19 protein-coding genes are annotated in these 19,011 nt (G+C 44.9%); 14 read left to right on the top strand and 5 right to left on the bottom strand.

The features are described 5' to 3' along the window. Positions 1–90: 90 nt before the first annotated feature. Together M5J74_RS00320 and M5J74_RS00315 are read right to left on the bottom strand one after the other, a co-directional pair. Positions 91–1,953 (bottom strand): NAD(P)H-quinone oxidoreductase subunit F, encoded by a 1,863-nt coding sequence (locus tag M5J74_RS00320; RefSeq protein WP_015152167.1) that lies wholly within the window; start codon positions 1,951–1,953, stop codon positions 91–93. Between the two features lie 1,007 nt (positions 1,954–2,960). Then, positions 2,961–3,692, bottom strand: coding sequence for a hypothetical protein (locus M5J74_RS00315; protein WP_015152166.1), 732 nt, complete (start codon positions 3,690–3,692; stop codon positions 2,961–2,963). A 74-nt stretch (positions 3,693–3,766) separates the two neighbouring features. On the opposite strand from M5J74_RS00315, the gene M5J74_RS00310 reads away from it, so the two are divergent. After that, positions 3,767–4,483 carry an HAD family hydrolase gene (locus M5J74_RS00310; protein WP_219336048.1) on the top strand — a complete coding sequence of 239 codons (717 nt, stop codon included), beginning with the start codon at positions 3,767–3,769 and terminating at the stop codon, positions 4,481–4,483. Between the two features lie 103 nt (positions 4,484–4,586). Here M5J74_RS00310 and M5J74_RS00305 read toward each other — a convergent pair whose 3' ends face one another. Further along, entirely contained in the window at positions 4,587–5,030 is a 444-nt protein-coding gene (locus M5J74_RS00305; RefSeq protein WP_250014876.1) for an N-acetyltransferase, read from the bottom strand. Between the two features lie 183 nt (positions 5,031–5,213). Here M5J74_RS00305 and M5J74_RS00300 point away from each other — a divergent pair, with 183 nt between their 5' ends. Together M5J74_RS00300 and M5J74_RS00295 are read left to right on the top strand one after the other, a co-directional pair. After that, entirely contained in the window at positions 5,214–5,927 is a 714-nt protein-coding gene (locus M5J74_RS00300; RefSeq protein WP_015152163.1) for an ERF family protein, read from the top strand. 134 nt (positions 5,928–6,061) lie between these two features. After that, a complete protein-coding gene (locus M5J74_RS00295; RefSeq protein ID WP_015152162.1) occupies positions 6,062–6,634 on the top strand; it encodes a siphovirus Gp157 family protein in 573 nt (190 codons plus the stop codon). A 168-nt stretch (positions 6,635–6,802) separates the two neighbouring features. Here M5J74_RS00295 and M5J74_RS00290 read toward each other — a convergent pair whose 3' ends face one another. After that, complete coding sequence (locus M5J74_RS00290; RefSeq protein WP_015152161.1) at positions 6,803–6,946, bottom strand: hypothetical protein; 144 nt, start codon at positions 6,944–6,946, stop codon at positions 6,803–6,805. A gap of 463 nt (positions 6,947–7,409) precedes the next feature. Here M5J74_RS00290 and M5J74_RS00285 point away from each other — a divergent pair, with 463 nt between their 5' ends. From M5J74_RS00285 to radC, 4 genes are all read left to right on the top strand, one after another. Continuing rightward, positions 7,410–7,868 carry a hypothetical protein gene (locus M5J74_RS00285; protein WP_015152160.1) on the top strand — a complete coding sequence of 153 codons (459 nt, stop codon included), beginning with the start codon at positions 7,410–7,412 and terminating at the stop codon, positions 7,866–7,868. A gap of 33 nt (positions 7,869–7,901) precedes the next feature. Then, positions 7,902–9,953 carry a penicillin-binding protein 2 gene (locus M5J74_RS00280; RefSeq protein WP_250014874.1) on the top strand — a complete coding sequence of 684 codons (2,052 nt, stop codon included), beginning with the start codon at positions 7,902–7,904 and terminating at the stop codon, positions 9,951–9,953. A 149-nt stretch (positions 9,954–10,102) separates the two neighbouring features. Further along, positions 10,103–11,047: a phosphoribulokinase gene (locus M5J74_RS00275; protein WP_015152158.1), complete on the top strand. Its 945-nt coding sequence runs from the start codon at positions 10,103–10,105 to the stop codon at positions 11,045–11,047. A gap of 330 nt (positions 11,048–11,377) precedes the next feature. Next, entirely contained in the window at positions 11,378–12,109 is a 732-nt protein-coding gene (gene radC, locus M5J74_RS00270) for a DNA repair protein RadC (protein WP_106168716.1), read from the top strand. A gap of 120 nt (positions 12,110–12,229) precedes the next feature. Here radC and M5J74_RS00265 read toward each other — a convergent pair whose 3' ends face one another. Further along, positions 12,230–12,382, bottom strand: coding sequence for a hypothetical protein (locus M5J74_RS00265; RefSeq protein WP_015152156.1), 153 nt, complete (start codon positions 12,380–12,382; stop codon positions 12,230–12,232). Positions 12,383–12,563: 181 nt separating this feature from the next. On the opposite strand from M5J74_RS00265, the gene M5J74_RS00260 reads away from it, so the two are divergent. From M5J74_RS00260 to M5J74_RS00230, 7 genes are all read left to right on the top strand, one after another. Continuing rightward, positions 12,564–12,803: a hypothetical protein gene (locus M5J74_RS00260; protein ID WP_250014871.1), complete on the top strand. Its 240-nt coding sequence runs from the start codon at positions 12,564–12,566 to the stop codon at positions 12,801–12,803. Between the two features lie 109 nt (positions 12,804–12,912). Continuing rightward, complete coding sequence (locus M5J74_RS00255; RefSeq protein ID WP_250014869.1) at positions 12,913–14,361, top strand: nicotinate phosphoribosyltransferase; 1,449 nt, start codon at positions 12,913–12,915, stop codon at positions 14,359–14,361. Then, positions 14,361–14,954 (top strand): nicotinate-nucleotide adenylyltransferase, encoded by a 594-nt coding sequence (locus tag M5J74_RS00250; RefSeq protein ID WP_015152154.1) that lies wholly within the window; start codon positions 14,361–14,363, stop codon positions 14,952–14,954. The genes M5J74_RS00255 and M5J74_RS00250 overlap by 1 nt, the downstream gene beginning before the upstream one ends. Further along, positions 14,915–15,661, top strand: coding sequence for an NUDIX domain-containing protein (locus M5J74_RS00245; RefSeq protein ID WP_015152153.1), 747 nt, complete (start codon positions 14,915–14,917; stop codon positions 15,659–15,661). The genes M5J74_RS00250 and M5J74_RS00245 overlap by 40 nt, the downstream gene beginning before the upstream one ends. Positions 15,662–15,736: 75 nt before the next feature. Further along, the gene (locus M5J74_RS00240; protein ID WP_015152152.1) at positions 15,737–16,030 is read left to right on the top strand and encodes an isochorismate lyase; all 294 of its coding nucleotides are present in this window, start codon (positions 15,737–15,739) and stop codon (positions 16,028–16,030) included. Positions 16,031–16,032: 2 nt separating this feature from the next. After that, positions 16,033–17,124: an alpha-hydroxy acid oxidase gene (locus M5J74_RS00235; RefSeq protein WP_250014867.1), complete on the top strand. Its 1,092-nt coding sequence runs from the start codon at positions 16,033–16,035 to the stop codon at positions 17,122–17,124. Between the two features lie 41 nt (positions 17,125–17,165). Beyond that, positions 17,166–19,007: an NAD+ synthase gene (locus tag M5J74_RS00230; protein ID WP_250014865.1), complete on the top strand. Its 1,842-nt coding sequence runs from the start codon at positions 17,166–17,168 to the stop codon at positions 19,005–19,007. Positions 19,008–19,011 lie beyond the last annotated feature (4 nt).

Genomic DNA, 19,011 nt, shown 5'->3' with positions numbered 1-19,011 from the left:
TGGTAGTTGGTAGTTGGTAGTTGGTGAGTGGCTAGTAGCTAGTGAATAGATAAAGAATCAAGCCACTAGCCACTAGTCACTAGTCACTTTTCAGAATGAAAAACTGAGTTCCATGTGGGATAGGAGGGGCCAGCCGACGATCGTGCCTAGCAAACAAACGCCTAGCAAGATGGTTAAGGCGTAGAATTGCGATTGTCCAGAAGTGCTATATTTTAGGGTTTCGCCTCCAAAAATCGAGACTAAGCCAACTAAATTTACAATCCCATCAACTAAGTAGCGATCGATCAGAGCAATGAGGCGAGAAACTACGGCTACTCCAAATACAATCGTTACCCGATACAAGTTAGCTGTATAGAGGTCGTAGGCGAAAAAGTCTTGCAGTGGTTTCCAAGGTAGCGTGACTGGTTTTGGAACCAAGGGTGAGAGGTAAACGACAGCTGAGATACTGCACCCAAAAATCGTAGACCAAATTAATAACAAAGCTACATCTTTGTTGATGTATGCCCATTCTGGCAGTAACGATAAGCTTTGCAATACTAACGGAGCGTGCATGACAAAACCCATTAAGATTGTCATTGGCAACATCATAGGCCAATGAACTTCAGGCGATCGCACGGTCATTGGCTTGGGTTTATTGCCAAACATGAGACAAAATACCCTAGTGACGCTGAAAGCTGTCAGCGCATTCGTGACTAAAATTACTCCGACTAGCAAAGGCTGAGTTGTCCACAATCCATCTGCGATTTGCAGCAATGCCCAAAATCCGCCCAAGGGTGGAAAAGCTACTAATCCGGCTGCACCAACAATAAAGGCAATAGCTGAAATCGGTCGGCGCGACCACAAACCTCCATAAAGGCGGAGATCCTGAGTAATACTATTCCAGACCACACCACCCGTACTCATGACGAGCAGTGAAATTGCTACGGCATGGGTGAACACTAACAGTAGTGCGGCTTGAGTTTGTCCCGTACCTACAGCCACAAATACCAAACCCATGTAGGCACTGACAGAATATGACAAAGCGCGCTTGACATCAACTTGAGCGATGACAATCAAAGAAGCACCTACGGCTGTCACCGCACCGATGAATGTGGCAAAAGATAGGGCGAAAGGCGAAAGTGCCAGGACTGGCTGAAGTTTCACGAGTACCCAAGCACCTGTTGCTACAACTACGGAATTACGCAAAATCGTTGCTGGTACGGGACCTTCCATTGCCTCGTCCAGCCATAAGTGCAGTGGAAATACGGCGCATTTACCCATTGGACCGGCAATCAGAGCCAAGCACACTAACGCGATCGCTGTGGGGTTGACGTTAGCTGTTTGCGCCCATCGTGCAAGTTCTGAGAAATCCCAAGTTCCAGCGAGGGGATATAGGGCAAGTACCCCCATCAATAGAAACAAATCGCCTACCCGTTTGGTCAAAAAAGCGTCTCTTGCTCCGGTGACTACCAATGGCTGACTGAACCAGAAGCCTAGTAACAAATAAGTACACAGGGTGAGAATTTCTAGAATAAAGTAGCTGAAGAACAGGGAGTTACATAGTACTAAGGCGCACATCCCGGCTTCAAACAGCGCCATCATGACGTGGAAACGCGCCCACCCCCAGTCCATTTCTAAATAGCCGATCGCAAAGACGATCGCCAGCACGTTTAAGCCTGTAACTAAAGCGATCGCACCTACCGTAAGTGAAGAAACTTCTACGGCGATCGTAAAGTCAAAATTGGCTACGTGCAACCAGGAAAAATATAAGTATTGAGCTGGTTTGTTCCAAGATGCGCTCAGGGCAATTAAAGCATGGGTGAAAGCAATAGCAGTCGTTACCAAGTTAATATATGCTGCTGGGCGGGGTCCCGTGCGTCGAATAATTCCCGGTGACCAAGGAATAGTCGAAATTGCCCCTATCAGGGCATAAATGGGAACTAACCAGATGGTTTGGAGGAAGGTGTCAGCCATCGGTATAAATACTCACTGCGTAAAACGACTCAAACTCTGAATACATTGAATCTGCCTGGAAAAGCCACGGGTGTAGCTGAGAATATGTAAACCAAGCAGATTTATGATGTTTTAATTTTTCAATTAATCAAAGCTTACACTTATATGGATTACAAAGAACTTATTTATCTAATAAACTATGCGATAAGTTAGATAAATTTTTCTTATAAAGGGAAAATCATTGAGAATAGCTATGCTTAAAATTGATTCCCGTTGATGGTTTGAAAGCGTACATTGGAACTGCTAATGGTTAGTATCGAGATCTACCGATTAGCAGAACGAGTGAGATCGCTTGCAGGCGAAATACAGAAGACAAGAATTAGAAATTCAGAAATAAAAGTATTTTTACCTAAATAAAAGTATTTTTACCTAATATCATTTTGCTCTGACTGCGCCACGGAAGATCCCCCAACCCCGCTTAACAAGGGGGCTATGAGCGACCGATTTAGTGCAAGGATAAATAGAATTGGTATAAATAAACATCCCAAATAAAAAACCTCCAAAATAAAAACCTCAAGTGTTGTGAACTTGAGGGAAATTGAAAAGTATTATCAAGGATACAGAATTTACAGACGGAGACACATGATACACATTCTCGTTAAAGCGTGTAACGGTAATGTTTTGATTTGCTTGTTGGCGATAGCTATAGTTGTCAGTCTTGTCAGGCTGTTCTAAGTGGATGGTTTCACATCCCTCTAAAGACTGCAAAGCAGGGGAAACGATAAAAACCCTACACCAATACCAGCACTACCAACAATTAAGTTGTACGGTCAATTAAACACTCGCGAGTTTGGGGCAACCATTTTCTACCCTGACATCGTTCTCCTTCGGGCGAAAATTAGCAGACTAAACAGCAAAATTTCTGCTCTGGTTGAACAACATTAGCGGTTTGTTCGCTAATAGTTTGTACTTTTAATTATGGACGATGCCAGAAAATTCTGTATAGCTTGAAACAATTTTTTAAGATTTTATTTCCGAATTCCGACTTCCGTAGTTTGTTTCCCCGTAGGGGTATGCCGAATTCTTTGCTGGTGTTGCTGGCGGTTAAACTGCTGCTGTGCGGAAGTCAGTAGTGCATATTCAATTGGCGATCGCATATCCCACTGTAATTGAGCTAGCAGTAGTAAACTACAACTCATGACCGCACCAGTTGTGAGAAACTGCCAACCGCCGACGTAAGATAAGAAACCAACGCTCAAAAAGTGAAGACATCCAGCCAAGCATAAAGCACGCGATCGCAAACCAATGCCCGTAAACAAATAACCAATTGCACTCAAACTCAACCACATCGGGCATAAGTGGATTAAAATCTCACCCCAACCGAGAAATATCCCCAAATCGGTGAAAACCACACCCGTTAGTACCAAAATTGCCCAACCACAGACGACCCAACGCAGACGTTCCACTCCTGCCCAAAACCAAGTTAGACTCATCATGGCGATCGCACCAACTATAGTCAAGCTCGACCACCAAATCGCTTGGATTGTCCAATTAATCGGTAAAAACTGCGCTGTGGCAAACATAACGCCAACAATAACAGCCCAAATAATAAACACTTGGTCTACTCGCGTGTAAATTCCTGAGTACAGTGTAATGCGATCGATTTTCCAATTAATTCGCCATAAACCTTGTAAATCTTGAATATCTAACTCTTCTTGCTTTTCTTTGAGCAATGGCTGCGCTAAGCTACTCAGATTCATTTATATTTTGCTGCTAGTTATTTTTACAATTTGTAACTCCCTCTATTGATAGATTATTTCATAAATTTTACAAAATGACACAAATCGTAAGAAGCACGATGGATAGCGAACTGAGTGATGTCAAGCAACCTAAAGTTATTTTTCTCGATGCTGTCGGGACAATGTTTGGAGTTAAAGGCAGTGTTGGTGAAGTGTACGCTCAGATCGCACAACCATTTGGCGTTACCGTAGCAGCAGATCGTGTCAACACTGCTTTCTATCAAAGTTTCAAAACTGCACCACCACCTGTATTTCCTGGCAAGCAGCCAGAGGAAATTCCTCAATGCGAATTTGAATGGTGGGAAGCGATCGCGCGAAATACTTTTCAAAAAGCTGAATGTTTAGATAGTTTTACCGATTTTTCTGGCTATTTCAGCCAACTGTACGTACATTTTTCCACAGCAAAACCGTGGGTACTTTATCCCGACGTGCTACAAGCATTGCAATCTTGGCAGAAATTAGGCATTGAGTTAGGGGTGCTATCTAATTTCGATTCACGCTTGCATTCGGTTTTACAAGCTTTGGATTTATCCAAGTTTTTCACTTCCGTAACAATTTCTACCGAAGTTGGTGCGGCTAAACCCGATCCACAAATTTTTGCTGCTGCTTTAGACAAACATCAATGTTCGGCAAATTTGGCTTGGCACGTAGGCGACAGCTTACAAGAAGATTATCATGGTGCGAAAGCTGCTGGACTGCGGGCAGTTTGGTTGCAAAGACGATCGGTTATCGGTTATCAGAAGGAGTCGTAGGGGCGGGTTCACCAAAGATCTCTGACTCCGACGAAGATTTCGGGTGAACCCGCCCGTACAGGAGTCAGAAGAATTAAATGAAATTCTTGTCACGCACCACGCATTACTCACTAACTCTCAACGAATAGTGATAAAACTCTTCATCTCTGGTATATCCGAGTGATTCATACAAAGCTTGTGCTGAGAGATTAGAAATTTGTGTGGCGAGAGTCATTCTGATTGCTCCAGTTTCTTGAGCATACTGCTTTGCTCCTGCCAGCAATAATTTGGCAATCCCTTGTCTACGATGCGTTGCGACGACGAATAGATCGTTCAAAATCCAAATTCGTTGCATCGATACTGAAGAAAAACTGGGGTAAAGCTGAGTAAATCCGACGATTTGTCCATCGCTTGCAACAAAGATGACAGAATCGTGTTTTTGCAATCGTTCTTGCAGAAAAATCTTTGCAGTTACCAAGTCCGATGCTTGTCCATAAAAAACGCGATATTGGTCAAATAGTATAGCTATCGGTTCAAGATGCTCGATTTTAGCCTGAAAAACTTCCATAGCCTGCTTGAAATTTGCTCTATTCCCAGATTACCAGGCTAGGTTGGTAATAGAGGAGGTATAGAAATCAGGTTTAAGTACATGTGTACTATAATAGTAGGCGAGGTATATTTTCACTTACAGCTCGAACGGAGTCGATCGCCTCTGAATCCAGCTTGAGGTAACACCACCAAGGATAGCGTTATGAGCGAAACATTAACTAGCGCCACAGCAACCAGCGAAACAGCGACTCATACTAAAAGTCAGCTATATAAAAAGATTTTAGCCGTACAAAAGAATTTGCAACCTCTAGAAAAAACTGGTTGGAACGACTTTCAGAAATATAGCTACACCACTGCTGGCGATGTTCTTCTACCAGTACACAAAGCCTGTAGCGAACAAGGATTAATTGCGATCGCCGATTGTATCGAATCTCACATCGAGCCGGGACGAGCTTCAGTCGTCGTCCGCCTAACGATTGTAGATACAGAAACAGGTGAGTCTTTAAGTGTCAGCGCGCCAGGTTACGCCGAAGACTATTCGTGGAAAGATAGTCGTCCTACTGGCGATAAAGCTGTATATAAAGCAATTACAGGAGCCACAAAATACGCCGTCCGTTCTTGCTTTTGTCTCCCATCAGATGACGATCCAGAAAGGACACCACAAAGGCTCAATTCCAGACAGCCGATGAATCGATATGTCGTCAATCCTAGCAAAGTAGACTCGGTATTGCTGGAACAAACCACAGCAGAATTAAAGCGTGTCGGTTGGTCGAGTACCCAAGGACGACTATACTTACAAGATAAATTTGGCAAATCCAGCCGTCAGCAGCTCAGCCAGCAGGAACTACAACAATTTCTCAATCACCTCCGTTCCTTACCGAAACCAGAAGCCCAACCGATTCTGCAAGAAAGCTGATAATTATTTGCTTATGATGAGAGGTAATTGGTAGTCAGTCATTAGTCATTTGTGTAGAGTTTTTGACTTTTGACTTTTGACTTGCACGAGCGTTACCAATTACCCATGACCAATTGAATTAGGACACTTGAAAGGTGACTCCATCTCATTCAGCCGAAAAAAATTCATCTGAAAATAACTTGCCCCAATCTAGATCGCGATCGCTCTTTAGTATTGGTGAAGATTTAGAGCGATTAAATGAAATCCTAGATGAAGCTGGAGACGACACCCAACAACAAGAACTCCTCAACGAATGGTTACAACAGCTAGGAACAGAACGCGATCGCAAGTTGGATGGATACGCGGCTTTGATCTCGGAAATGCAAGCGCGTGCTGAGGCGAGAAAAGCAGAAGCGCAACGTCTGATGGAGCTAGCTAGAGCGGACGAAAGGCGATCGCAACTCTTAAAAGAGCGATTGAAATGGTTTTTTGAGTCGCAGCAACTCAAGACGATTGAAACTACTCGTTATCGGCTGTCTTTATCCAAAAATGGCGGTAAAGCCCCCTTAATCCTTAAACCAGATCTCTCACCGCAGCAACTCCCCGAACGGTTCACAACCACTTCAATCGAACCAAACACAAGTGCCATTCGCGCTGCCTTAGAAGCAGGAGAGAGTTTAGATTTTGCTTCCCTGGGCGATCGCGGTACGAGTATAAGAATTAAGTGACTAGTGGCTAGTGGCTAGTGGCTAGATAAAGAATCTAAGCCACTCACCAACTACCAAAAAAATTCCCCCACAACAGCAGCTTTCACAGGGAGATAAGGCTGAGAATTGTTGCTGTGCAGGAGATCTTGAAAATTAATAGAGAGCGAGCTTTTGACTCGATCGCTGCAATTAGGGGGTAGCAGCAGGAGAAGGGGATTCAGCCGGAGAGGGGCTAGTACCAGTACCGCCACCACCACCAGCATCACCACAGGCTCCTAAAAAGCCGCCCAATAAGCTGAAAACTAAAGCTAAACCGATGAATTTTTTGTTCATAACTCCTCTTTCACCAAATGCGGTAAAAATGAACGAGCCGCTCTTGATCACGATACCGCATTTGTTGACTTTTTTTACACTACCGGAACTATAGCGGCTTAAGTTGACGGCTGATATACAGCTTGGACTGAGGGTTTTGACGATTGGTTGAATTTATTTACTTGCAGCACAGAGCTTCATATATAAAGCTTATACTTCAAGCATGGATGCCATACCCTCAAAATTAAAGTTTTATTTAAGTCGTTCCTGATGTCAAATATCTTCCCTCTCTGGACGTAACTTTGAGTGTGAGAAATTAATACAGTACTTTTATGACAGGAGACAGGAGACAGGAGACAGAATGTTCTCTGGCGACTTCTTCAGTGAATAAATTTCTTTAACAAAGTTGACGAGAGTATCTGTTAGAGAAAGTTGCCATTAGAATTGGGGTGTTCATCTGCCCAAAGTATGATGGCTAAGTATTATGGCTAAGGCTCCTAAAACTCGTGTTTCCAGTCGCCAGCGGCAAAAACCAGTGCCTGCTAATGCTAAGAGCGTCAGATCTTTGAGTAGTTCGCGCTCGGCTCCTGTATGGCTGACTAGTTTACGCCACTTACAAAATCGCTGTGCGGCTGTGACTGCTCTATTAGTGACTGCATTACTGGTAGCTTATGGCTGGTCGGCGTACTCCCAAAGCTCGTGGCAAGAAGCGCGCAGCCAACTAGAAGACTTAAAAAAACAAGAACGGCAATTGATGCAAAAAAATGAAGTGCTAAAAAATGATTTAGCAACGCAAGCACAGCAACCAGAAACGGGACTCGTGTATCCTAGCCCTGCTGAGGCGATCGCCCTAGAGCCAGCCAGCCAGACTAACAGAGCGCCAAAGCCAATTTCACCCGCAACTCAACCTCCTCGTTTGACTTCTTTGCCACTCGGTTATTAGACAGTTATCAGTTATCAGCGAACAGGGTGTGGGGTGTGGAGTGTAGGGTGTAGAGTTTATGTTATTCGCTCCCTCAGCTCTCTTATCCCGACTCCCTACGGGCAGGTTTCCAAACCCGCCCCTACCGACTCCCGACTCGTGCGCTCCCTGCTCCCTCACCACGCATTACTGAAAATGTCTATCTTTCCTTCTTCTGATGCCCGTCGTCAGCGTCGTACTGCTAAAAACCGCGATCGCAGCCAAGCAAACCGCCCTCAGCATCGCCAACGGCTGAAGCAACCTCGGACGGTAGAAAAGCCAGTTTCAAATCAGCAACAAAAGAGCAACCGCTTGCCCTTATTGCGGCTGCTACTTGTATGGAGTGTTCTGATGGGAACTTGCGTAGCAATGGGAATGAAATTGTATCGGCTGCAAGTCATACACGCACCAAAATTGTTTGCACAAGCACGCAAACAGCAGTTGACAAGTATGCCTGGGTTTGTCATCCGTCGCCCAGTTGTAGATTGCAATCAAAATGTACTGGCGATGGATCGGTTGGTCTATCACTTATATGCTCGTCCCGGTCAATTTAATGTATCCAAAGAAAAAATTGCCGACCGGCTAGCACCCCTACTCCAGAGTTCTCCTGCTCAGCTTGTCAAGCGGTTCAATCAACCTAGTAATTCAATTCGCTTGACTTCAGTTGTCCCTGAAGAAATGTTCCAGCAGATCGATAGCTTGACGATTGATGGTAAGAAAGTTAGAGGTCTTGAGCTAGTTCCACAATTTTCGCGCTTCTATCCGCAACACACTCTAGCAGCAGACATAGTGGGGTATGTGAATACGGATCGTGAAGGCAAGGCAGGGGTAGAAGCGAGTCACAATCAGCAACTAGAAAGCTTGGTCAAACCAATTCCATCGTTGTCCAGGGACGGAAATAATGAAATTATGAGTTATTCCGTTCCCGATAACTTTGCCGAGGTTGACGATACACGCTTGGAATTGACTGTAGATCTGCGCTTGCAGCGTGCAGCTCAAGCAGCTCTCAGTAAGCAGTTAAAGGCAGTGCAGGCGAAGCGGGGTAGCGTTATTGTCATGGATGCGCGAGACGGCAGCATTTTGGCAATGGTGGACGAACCATCTTACGATCCAAATGAATTTTACAAATTTGATTTTGAGTTATTTCGGAATTGGGCAATCTCAGATTTATACGAACCAGGATCGACATTTAAGCCATTGAATGTGGCGATCGCGCTGGAGCTAAAAGCAATTCATCCTAATGAAATCTTTCCCGATCCAGACACGATAAAAATAGGCGGAAGGATCATTAAAAATGCCGATCCAGAACCTTACAAAGAGCTTTCTGTCGCTGGCATCTTACAACATTCTAGTAATGTTGGAATGGTACAGATTGCACAACGAATTTCTCCAGCTACCTACTATGATTGGTTGAAAAAATTAGGGATAGGGCAATCTCTCGCTACAGATTTAGCTGCTGTCGCTCCTAGTCAAATCAAAAGTAAAAAGCAGTTTGTAACTTACCCAATTGAGCCAGCTACCGCTTCATTCGGTCAAGGTTTTGCTCTCACGCCGATTAAGCTCGTCCAGTTGCACGCTGCTTTAGCCAATGGTGGTAAACTCGTCACTCCTCATGTCGTTAGAGGGCGCTTCGATGCCAATGGTCATCCTCAATGGCAACCGACCTTACCAACACCGCAGCAAGTGTTTTCTCCTTCAGTTGCGAAAACAGTACTAGAAATGATGGAGACTGTGGTTACACAAGGATCGGGGAAAAGTGTTCGGATTCCCGGTTATCGAATTGCGGGTAAAACGGGTACGGCTCAAAAAGCCAGTGCCAGAGGTGGCTACGATAGTACAGCCAAAATTACTAGTTTTGTGAGTATTTTACCCGTAGATGCTCCGCGCTACGTTATTTTAGCAGTCATAGACGAACCGACCAAAGTACCTAAAGGTCAACTAATTCGCGGTTCCACCACAGCCGTTCCCGTAGTGAAATCTGTCATAGATGCCCTAATCTCTACGGAACGAATTCCACCAAATCAACCCACTCAAAGAATTCAAAATTCGGACGGAATTCGGAATTAATATAGATTGCTTCCTACTCCCTGCTCGTGCGCTCCCTGCTCTCTACTCCCTACTCCCTAATGACTGTTGAGTTGCTCTGCATTCTTGCCTAGAATAAAGCCAATCCAAGAATTACCTTGGCTAGCCTTTTTAGCTTCGTAGGAGTCACCATGAGCAATCGTCCAATCGTGCTAGGTATTGTTGGTGATAGTGCCGCTGGCAAAACAACTTTAACTAAAGGAATTGCTCAGGTACTAGGTGAAGAAAATGTCACGGTAATTTGTACCGATGATTACCATCGCTACGATCGCGTCCAACGTAAAGAGCTAGGAATTACGGCATTACATCCCGACTGCAACTATCTGGATATTATGCAACAACACCTGTCTCTCTTGCGAACGGGACAGCCAATTCTCAAACCAGTCTACAGTCACAACACAGGTACGTTTGAGCCACCACAGTATATTAAGCCGGATAAATTTGTGATCGTCGAAGGCTTGCTCGGTTATTCTACCCGGGGTGCGAGAGATAGCTATGATGTCAAAGTTTACCTTGCGCCACCCGAATCGCTGCGGGCAACTTGGAAAGTTAAGCGCGACACCATGAAGCGCGGTTATACTCCAGAACAAGTCATGGGAGAATTACAAAAGCGCGAACCCGATTCTGAAGCTTTTATCCGTCCCCAGCGCCAGTGGTCTGATATTGTAGTCAGTTTTTACCCACCGCGCGAAGATGCAGAAGAGAGCAACAGTCAACAGAATTTGAACGTCAGACTAGTTCTGCGTCCGACCATTCCCCATCCAGGTTTTACCGAAATCATTCAGTCTAATCGAGCTAACTATACCTCACCAATTCGCCTAGAACTCGATCGCGATATGGGTAAGCCAGTCGATGTCCTCGAAATTGACGGTCATGCCACCAAGGAAGACGTAATTCACTTAGAACGAATGTTGTGTAGCGAAATTCCTTCCTTAATCCCATTTTGCAGTACGGATAGCAATCCCGATCTGGGTAAGTTAGTGGGAACAACCGGAGAAATACTGCAAAGTTATCCACTCGCCTTAACTCAACTCCTAATTTCCTATCACATGCTCAAAGCCGCTCGGATTGTTTAGTGGTAATTGGTAATTGGTAGTTGGTAGTTGGTAATTGGTTGACGGTTAACTGATAACTAGACCTCCTGCATGAATCAAAAAATCATGGATGTCATTCTGTGGGCGAAGCCTTTCCGAAGGGTACGCAACGCAGTGTAGTGAAGAATCTCCCAGATGTTTCGCTTCGCGTGTGGATGACAATTCAAGTATTCACGCAGGAGATCTACTGATTTCAATCGTGATTTTTTTAACTAATTGGGGATAAATAAAAAGTATAGCGATTGGTAGTTGACAAAAAGCTATCAATATGAAGTTTTATCCTTTGCGATCGCCCGAGCGATCGTTTTCTTTATGACCTATTGCCTCAGAATTGCCGATTTACCAACTACAGAACGCCCCCGTGAGAGGCTAATAACTCATGGAGCGCAAATTTTAGCCACAGCCGAGTTAATTGCTATTTTGCTCGGTACGGGGCAAGGAGCAGGAAAACTTTCCGCGGTTGGATTAGGGCAATATATCTTACAAGAATTGAGTAAAAATCAACGCGAACCTTTAGCAGTGTTGCGAGAAGTCAGCATTCAAGAACTGATGCAAATTGATGGTATTGGTCCTGCTAAAGCAACAACCATTTTGGCAGCAGTTGAGTTGGGTAAGCGGGTGTTTCAGTCTCGTCCTTTAGACCGTCAACTAATAGAAAGTCCCGCAGTAGCGGCGGCGGTGTTGAGTCAAGATTTAATGTGGCAACCGCAGGAGCGTTTTGCCGTCTTACTTTTAGATGTAAAAAATCGTCTGATTGGGACGAAGGTGATAACAATTGGTACGGCAACAGAAACTCTTGCTTCTCCCCGCGAAATTTTCCGCGAGGTAATTCGTCAAGGAGCAACGCGAGTCATTGTGGCTCACAATCACCCTTCAGGCAATGTCGAACCGAGTTCGCAAGATATTGAATTGACTCGCCAGTTATTAGCGGGAGCGCAATTATTAGGTATTCCCATACTCGATCATCTAATTTTAGGTAATGGCAACCATCAAAGCTTGCGAGAGCTAACCGATCTATGGCAGGAGTATCCACAAGGAGATTGAGCGCCAGGAAGAGGAGCGGTCGTGCGGGTCAAGTATACAAATAGGGACGCACATCAGTACGCCCCTACTATTGTCTTTCAATACTACTGTCTTTCAATTGGTTGTCTTTCAATCGGCTGTCTACCAATCAGCGTGACGACGATGTTTATAGGGTTCTCCTGTAAAAGGCTGCGTACCGATAGCTGGATATGCATCATCGCTAGGACCAAAAATCCGTGTCATGGCTTCAATAATATATTGAGCAGCGCTGTCTAGCATTTTGGAAATATTCATATAGTTCATCTCCAGAAGTGAGGATGAATGAGATAGCTGTATGAATTCTTATTTTATGTTTGTTATCGGCTAATTATGAGCGTTACTCAATCTATTGCAATCGATCGCAATACTTATTTGTTGATGTTTGTAATTCGTTATACAGCCGACTCAAATAGTTTATTATGACTGTCATTAGTCATTGGCTAGATATTGTAACAAGTCTTTTGCGATCGTGCGATCGCCATCGATCGCTAACTTATCAGTATTCTTGTTTTATATGAATAAAACTCTCTACAATTACTTTTTCTACAGTTGGATTTCTTCTGAAATCACCATTAAGAAAGGTATATATTTAGTCAGTTGTCAGTTAACCGTCAACCATCAACCAGCTACCAACTACCAACTACCAATTACCAATTACCAATTACCAATTACGTAACGACTGATTACCTAACGACTGACAACTAAATAACTGCCCAAAAAGACTTGACATATTTTTGGTAGAAATTACTATAATTAAAACAACGCTGCCATGAGAGAACGATGAGATGACGAGTTCACGCTGGAACGTTGCGGAAAACACCATACTCCAAGAACGAGAAGATCGAGCCTTGACGCTGACAGAGGTTGATTACAGCCTGCTGACCGATCTTTATCAGCTAACAATGGCAGCTTGCTATGTTGGTGAAGGGTTGGAACAATCTCAGGCGAGTTTTGAATTGACAGTGCGTCGCTTACCCCAAGGATTTGGTTACTTAATCGCGATGGGTTTGGCGCAAGCATTGGAATATCTGGAAAAACTGAGGTTTAGCCCCGAACAGATTGCAGCTTTGCAGGCTACGGGACTGTTTCACCACGCACCAAAACAATTTTGGACGCTGCTAGCTGAGGCTGAGTTTACGGGTGATGTATGGGCTGTACCAGAGGGAACAGCAATATTTCCTCACGAACCGTTGTTACGAGTGGAAGCCCCTTTGTGGCAAGCGCAGTTAGTAGAAACATACCTCCTCAATACTATTAATTACCAAACCTTGGTAGCTACACGCGCTGCTCGAATGCGGGATGTTGCGGGTGCGGAAGCAACGCTATTAGAATTTGGGACACGCCGGGCATTTAGTCCTCAAGCTTCTCTGTGGGCAGCCCGCGCAGCTTTAGCAGCAGGACTAGATGCTACATCGAACGTACTAGCAGCGGTACGACTGGGGCAAAAACCCAGCGGGACGATGGCACATTCGTTAGTGATGGCACTTGCAGCTACAGCAGGTAGCGAAGCTGAGGCATTTACAGCTTTCCATCGCTATTTTCCGGGCGCACCGCTATTGATTGATACTTACGATACGATCGCCGCCGCTCAATCCTTAGCAGAATCAATTCAGTCAGGCAAAATGCAACTGGCTGGGGTGAGAATCGATTCGGGGGATTTGCTAACTCTATCGCAACAGGTGCGATCGCTCCTCCCTGGTGTACCAATCTTCGCCAGTGGTGACGTAGACGAGTGGGAGATTGCCAGACTGAAAGCAAGTGGTGCTTGCATTGACGGTTATGGATTGGGAACGCGATTGGTTACGGGTGCGCCTGTGAATGGTGTCTACAAGCTGGTGGAAATTGACGGCATTCCAGTCATGAAAGAATCAAGCGGCAAAATGACTTATCCTGGACGCAAGCAGATTTTTCGCCATGTAGAGACGTTACATGGAACGTCTCTACATGGAACGTCTGTACAATGCGATCGCCTGGGATTAATAACGGAAAATCCGCGATCGGGCGAACAACCTTTACTGCAAATGGTGATGCAGGGAGGGAAAATCATACAGCCACCAGAAGCGATCGCTCAGATTCGCCAACGAACGGCGGCGACAGTCGAAAGCCTACCTACCCAGTGCAGGCAACTCGATAATCCTACAACAGTAGAGGTGCAAATTTCTGCTGCTTTACAGGAGTTGACAGAGACAACAAAACACCAACCGCGCAGGATTGTAGCTAGCGAAGGAAGATAATGAGGATTGCTTTATTTGGTACGAGTGCCGATCCACCGACAGCAGGACATCAAGCAATTTTGTGTTGGCTGGCAGAACGTTACGATCGCGTAGCGGTTTGGGCAGCAGATAACCCGTTTAAGTCGCAGCAAACACCGTTACAACATCGCGCTCAAATGTTGCAACTGTTAATTGCCGAGATCGATCCTCAACGGCAGAATATTGGGTTTTATCAGGAGTTGAGCAGCCATCGAACGCTGGAAACAGTGGAAAAGGCGCAACAATGGGGACAGGTAGAACTAACATTAGTTATTGGTGCGGATTTAATCGAACAATTACCACGCTGGTATCGAATTAAAGATTTATTACAGCAGGTACAATTACTAGTCATACCGCGCCCAGGATATGGGATAGAGGAATCGGATTTGGCACGCTTGCGCGAGTTAGGGGCAAAGATTGCGATCGCCGATTTGACTGGTTTAGATGTCTCTTCTACAGCGTATCGCGATCGCTGCGATCCAGAAGCCGTTACCCCAAAAGTCAAGGCATACATTCACCAACAGCATTTGTACAAATGCCAGGACGCACCCAAAGAAAAGTTATCGATCCGATAAGTTCGCAACCTTTAGCTGATTTTAAAGTTGGAGTTGATAGCGTTATTTTCTCCGTTGATACTTCTCAAAATCGGCTTTTAGTACTGTTAGTTATGCGCCATCAGGAACCTTTTGTAAATTACTGGGGTTTACCTGGTACATTGGTGCGTCAAGGAGAGTCATTAGAAAATGCTGCTTATCGAATTTTGGCAGAAAAAATTAGAGCCAAAAATCTCTATTTAGAACAGTTATATACGTTTGGTGGACCTCACCGCGATCCGCGCGAGGAAGCTAATAGTTTTGGAATTCGATATCTTTCCGTGAGTTATTTTGCCTTAGTCAGATTTGAGGATGCAGAACTCATTGCCGATGGAGTGAGTGGGATTGCTTGGTATCCCGTTAAGGAAGTGCCACAATTAGCTTTCGATCACAATGAGATTTTGGCATACGGACATCGGCGTTTGCGAAATAAGTTGGAATATAGTCCAGTCGCATTTGAAGTGTTGCCGGAAATGTTTACTTTAAGCGATTTATATCAGCTTTATACCACAGTTTTAGGCGAGAACTTTTCTGATTATTCTAACTTTCGAGCCAAGTTATTAAAATTAGGTTTTTTATGCGACACGGGAATTAAAGTGTCGCGAGGCGCAGGTCGTCCGGCTAGTTTATACAGATTTGACGCGACAGCATTTGCGCCTTTTAAAGATAAACCTTTGGTGTTTATTTAAATGGGTAATGGGTAATGGGTGAGTGGCTAGCGACTAGCCACTAGCCACTAGTCACTGATAACTGATAGCTGATTTATGAAAGTACCGGAAGAGTGTTTAAATATTCATGAGATTCGACAAGAAATTGATGCGATCGATCGCCAAGTTATAGAATTGCTGGGTCAGCGATTTACTTATGTGAAAGCAGCGGCTCAATTTAAAAAAGATGCTGATGGTGTAAAGGCTATAGATCGGTTTAATGCCATGTTACAACAGCGACGAATTTGGGCGGAAGAAGCCGAGCTAAATCCTGATGCAATTGAAAAGATCTATCGAGATTTAGTCGGCTATTTTATCGAAGAAGAATTGAAGCATTGGGAATCGAAGTAATTATGATTCCATCCACCCCAATCAATCTATTTGAATACGAAACGCTGGCACAAAATCGCTTATCTCAAATGGCTTGGGATTACTACGCTAGCGGTGCTTGGGATGAGGTGACGTTGAAGGAGAATCGTATTGCTTTCAATCGCTACCGATTGCATCCACGCATGTTGGTGGATGTGAGTCAACGAGATTTGAGTACGACAATTTTAGGGCAATCTTTGAGTGCGCCAGTCCTGATTGCACCAATGGCTTTTCAGTGTCTCGCCGATCCCGCAGGAGAAGTTGCTACAGCAAAGGCGACAGCTCATTCAGGTATTGGGATGGTGTTGAGTACGCTGTCTACTAAGAGTATGTCAGAAGTCGCGATCGCCAATCCTCAGACTTGGTTTCAGTTATATATTCATCGCGATCGCAATTTAACTCGTGCGTTGGTGGAGTACGCCTATAAGTGTGGTGCAAAGGCGCTTTGCGTCACCGTAGATGCGCCATTTCTAGGGAGACGAGAGAGGGATACGCGCAATCAATTCGTCCTCCCTCAAGGCATGGAATTAGCCAATTTATGTAATTTACAAGCCAAAGACTTAGATATCCCCCACCGTCAAGGCGAGTCGGGTTTGTTTGCCTATTTTGCCGAACAACTCGATCCTGGCGTAACTTGGACAGATTTAGCATGGTTGCGATCGCTCGTACCGTTACCACTTGTTGTCAAAGGAATTTTACGTCCAGATGATGCAATACGTGCCGTAGAAGTTGGCGCTGAGGCAATTATTATCTCAAATCATGGTGGCAGACAACTCGATGGAGCGATCGCAACTATTGACGTTGTATCTCAAATTGTCGCTGCTGTAGGCGATCGTACTGAAGTCTTAATGGATGGTGGGATTAGACGTGGTACTGACATTTTAAAGGCGCTAGCATTGGGAGCAAAAGCTGTTCTGATCGGTCGTCCCGTGTTGTGGGGTTTAGCCGTAGCAGGTGAGACAGGAGTACAGCACGTCATTGAAATTTTACGCGACGAACTCAGTTTAGCAATGGCATTAAGCGGCTGCGCCAAATTGCAAGATATAGACTCCTCACTGGTAAGTCGTAAGTCGTAAGTTGGAATGAACTGATAATTGATAACTGATAACTGATTATTATGAAAATTGCGATCGCTCAACTTAATCCTACAATTGGCGACTTAAATGGAAATGCTCAGCAAATTTTAGCAGCAGCACAACAAGCTGAAAAACAGAGCGTGCGGTTGTTGCTGACACCAGAATTATCTTTATGCGGCTACCCACCACGGGACTTACTACTAGACCCCAGTTTTGTCTCTCAAATGGGAGCAACTTTGCAACGGCTAGCTGAAGAATTACCATCTCAAATGGCAGTTTTGGTAGGTTGCGTTCAACCCAACGAGCGATCGCTTGCTTTTGGTGGTAAGCCATTATTTAACAGTATTGCTCTACTACAGAAAGGCAAAATTCAACAGATCTTTCACAAGCGCCTCCTACCCACCTACGACGTATTCGACGAATACCGTTATTTTGAACCTGGATTGGAGGCTAATTCTCTGGTTTTGGAAGGATTTGTAGAGGCGCACAACTGTGCGCCAACACATCACGCACCACTCAAAATTGGAGTCACCATCTGCGAAGACTTATGGAATGACGAAGAATTCTGGGGTAGGCGCAGCTATGCGATTAATCCAATTGAAGAGTTAATTCAACAGGGAGTCGATCTGGTTGTGAATTTATCCGCTTCTCCCTATAGCGCCAACAAGCAGCAGGTACGAGAAGCAATGTTGCAACATGGCTCTATGCGTCACCAAATTCCGGTATTGTATACCAACCAAGTTGGAGCGAATGACGACCTGATTTTTGATGGTTGTAGCGTTGGCTTTAATCGTGCGGGAGAAATGGTTTGCCGCGCGCGGGCGTTTGAGACAGATTTATTAATTGTAGAATACGACGAGCAAGCAGGAGATTTACAACCAAGTAAAATTGCTCCAACGCCTGCAAATCTAGATGAGGAAATTTGGCAGGCACTTGTTTTAGGCGTGCGAGACTACACGCGCAAGTGTGGCTTTTCTAAAGTCGTACTCGGTTTGAGCGGGGGAATTGATTCATCACTGGTAGCAGCGATCGCCACTGCAGCGTTAGGTAAAGAGAATGTCCTTGGCGTACTCATGCCTTCTCCCTACAGTTCGGAACACTCAGTCCATGATGCCTTGGAATTAGGCAAGAATTTGGGCATACTAACTCAGACTATCCCGATTGGAGAGTTAATGCAAGGCTACGACAAAACTTTAGAACCGTTGTTTGCAGGTACGCCTTTTGGCATTGCTGAGGAAAACATTCAATCGCGGATTCGTGGCAATTTACTCATGGCGGTTGCCAACAAATTTGGCTATCTCCTGCTTTCTACTGGTAATAAGTCAGAAATGGCTGTGGGTTACTGTACCCTTTACGGCGACATGAATGGAGGACTAGCCGCGATCGCAGATGTTCCCAAAACCCGCGTTTATTCTATTTGTCGGTGGCTGAATGAGAGGGGCGAGGAGCGAGGAGTGAGGAGTGAGGGAGTAAATACCAATTTCCGACTCCCGACTCCCGACTCCCGACTCCCCACAATTCCCGAAAATGTCATTAACAAACCCCCCAGCGCAGAGTTGAAACCAGGTCAATTAGACCAAGATTCTCTACCTGACTACGATACTTTGGACGATATTTTACAAAAGTTGATTCAAGAGCATCAATCAGCGGCGCAAATTGTTGCTGCTGGACATGATGCGGCTGTAGTCGATCGCGTCGTGCAACTCGTCGTCAAAGCGGAATTTAAACGTCGTCAAGCGCCTCCTGGCTTAAAAATTACCGATCGCGCTTTTGGTACTGGCTGGCGAATGCCAATCGCGAATAAGTGGGTTTCCCATAGTAGAATGCCATCGTCTGAGGTGGTGTCTCAAGCTGCTGCGAGTCCTTCTGTTCCACCGCGATAAAGTT

The sequence above is a fragment of the Chroococcidiopsis sp. CCNUC1 genome, from assembly GCF_023546805.1.
Classification (GTDB): Bacteria; Cyanobacteriota; Cyanobacteriia; order Cyanobacteriales; family Chroococcidiopsidaceae; genus Chroococcidiopsis; species Chroococcidiopsis thermalis.
The sequence above is the reverse complement of the archived record's forward strand: the minus strand, read 5'-3'. Positions and strand labels throughout refer to the sequence as shown.

Coding starts and splice junctions, on each gene's coding strand:
- M5J74_RS00315 (WP_015152166.1), bottom strand. CDS start 3,692: ATGAATCTGAGTAGCTTAGCGCAGCCATTGCTCAAAGAAAAGCAAGAA.
- M5J74_RS00265 (WP_015152156.1), bottom strand. CDS start 12,382: ATGAATATTTCCAAAATGCTAGACAGCGCTGCTCAATATATTATTGAA.
- M5J74_RS00320 (WP_015152167.1), bottom strand. CDS start 1,953: ATGGCTGACACCTTCCTCCAAACCATCTGGTTAGTTCCCATTTATGCC.
- M5J74_RS00310 (WP_219336048.1), top strand. CDS start 3,767: ATGACACAAATCGTAAGAAGCACGATGGATAGCGAACTGAGTGATGTC.
- M5J74_RS00250 (WP_015152154.1), top strand. CDS start 14,361: ATGAGGATTGCTTTATTTGGTACGAGTGCCGATCCACCGACAGCAGGA.
- M5J74_RS00245 (WP_015152153.1), top strand. CDS start 14,915: ATGCCAGGACGCACCCAAAGAAAAGTTATCGATCCGATAAGTTCGCAA.
- M5J74_RS00255 (WP_250014869.1), top strand. CDS start 12,913: ATGACGAGTTCACGCTGGAACGTTGCGGAAAACACCATACTCCAAGAA.
- M5J74_RS00290 (WP_015152161.1), bottom strand. CDS start 6,946: ATGAACAAAAAATTCATCGGTTTAGCTTTAGTTTTCAGCTTATTGGGC.
- M5J74_RS00275 (WP_015152158.1), top strand. CDS start 10,103: ATGAGCAATCGTCCAATCGTGCTAGGTATTGTTGGTGATAGTGCCGCT.
- M5J74_RS00305 (WP_250014876.1), bottom strand. CDS start 5,030: ATGGAAGTTTTTCAGGCTAAAATCGAGCATCTTGAACCGATAGCTATA.
- M5J74_RS00285 (WP_015152160.1), top strand. CDS start 7,410: ATGGCTAAGGCTCCTAAAACTCGTGTTTCCAGTCGCCAGCGGCAAAAA.
- M5J74_RS00300 (WP_015152163.1), top strand. CDS start 5,214: ATGAGCGAAACATTAACTAGCGCCACAGCAACCAGCGAAACAGCGACT.
- M5J74_RS00230 (WP_250014865.1), top strand. CDS start 17,166: ATGAAAATTGCGATCGCTCAACTTAATCCTACAATTGGCGACTTAAAT.
- M5J74_RS00235 (WP_250014867.1), top strand. CDS start 16,033: ATGATTCCATCCACCCCAATCAATCTATTTGAATACGAAACGCTGGCA.
- M5J74_RS00240 (WP_015152152.1), top strand. CDS start 15,737: ATGAAAGTACCGGAAGAGTGTTTAAATATTCATGAGATTCGACAAGAA.
- radC (WP_106168716.1), top strand. CDS start 11,378: ATGACCTATTGCCTCAGAATTGCCGATTTACCAACTACAGAACGCCCC.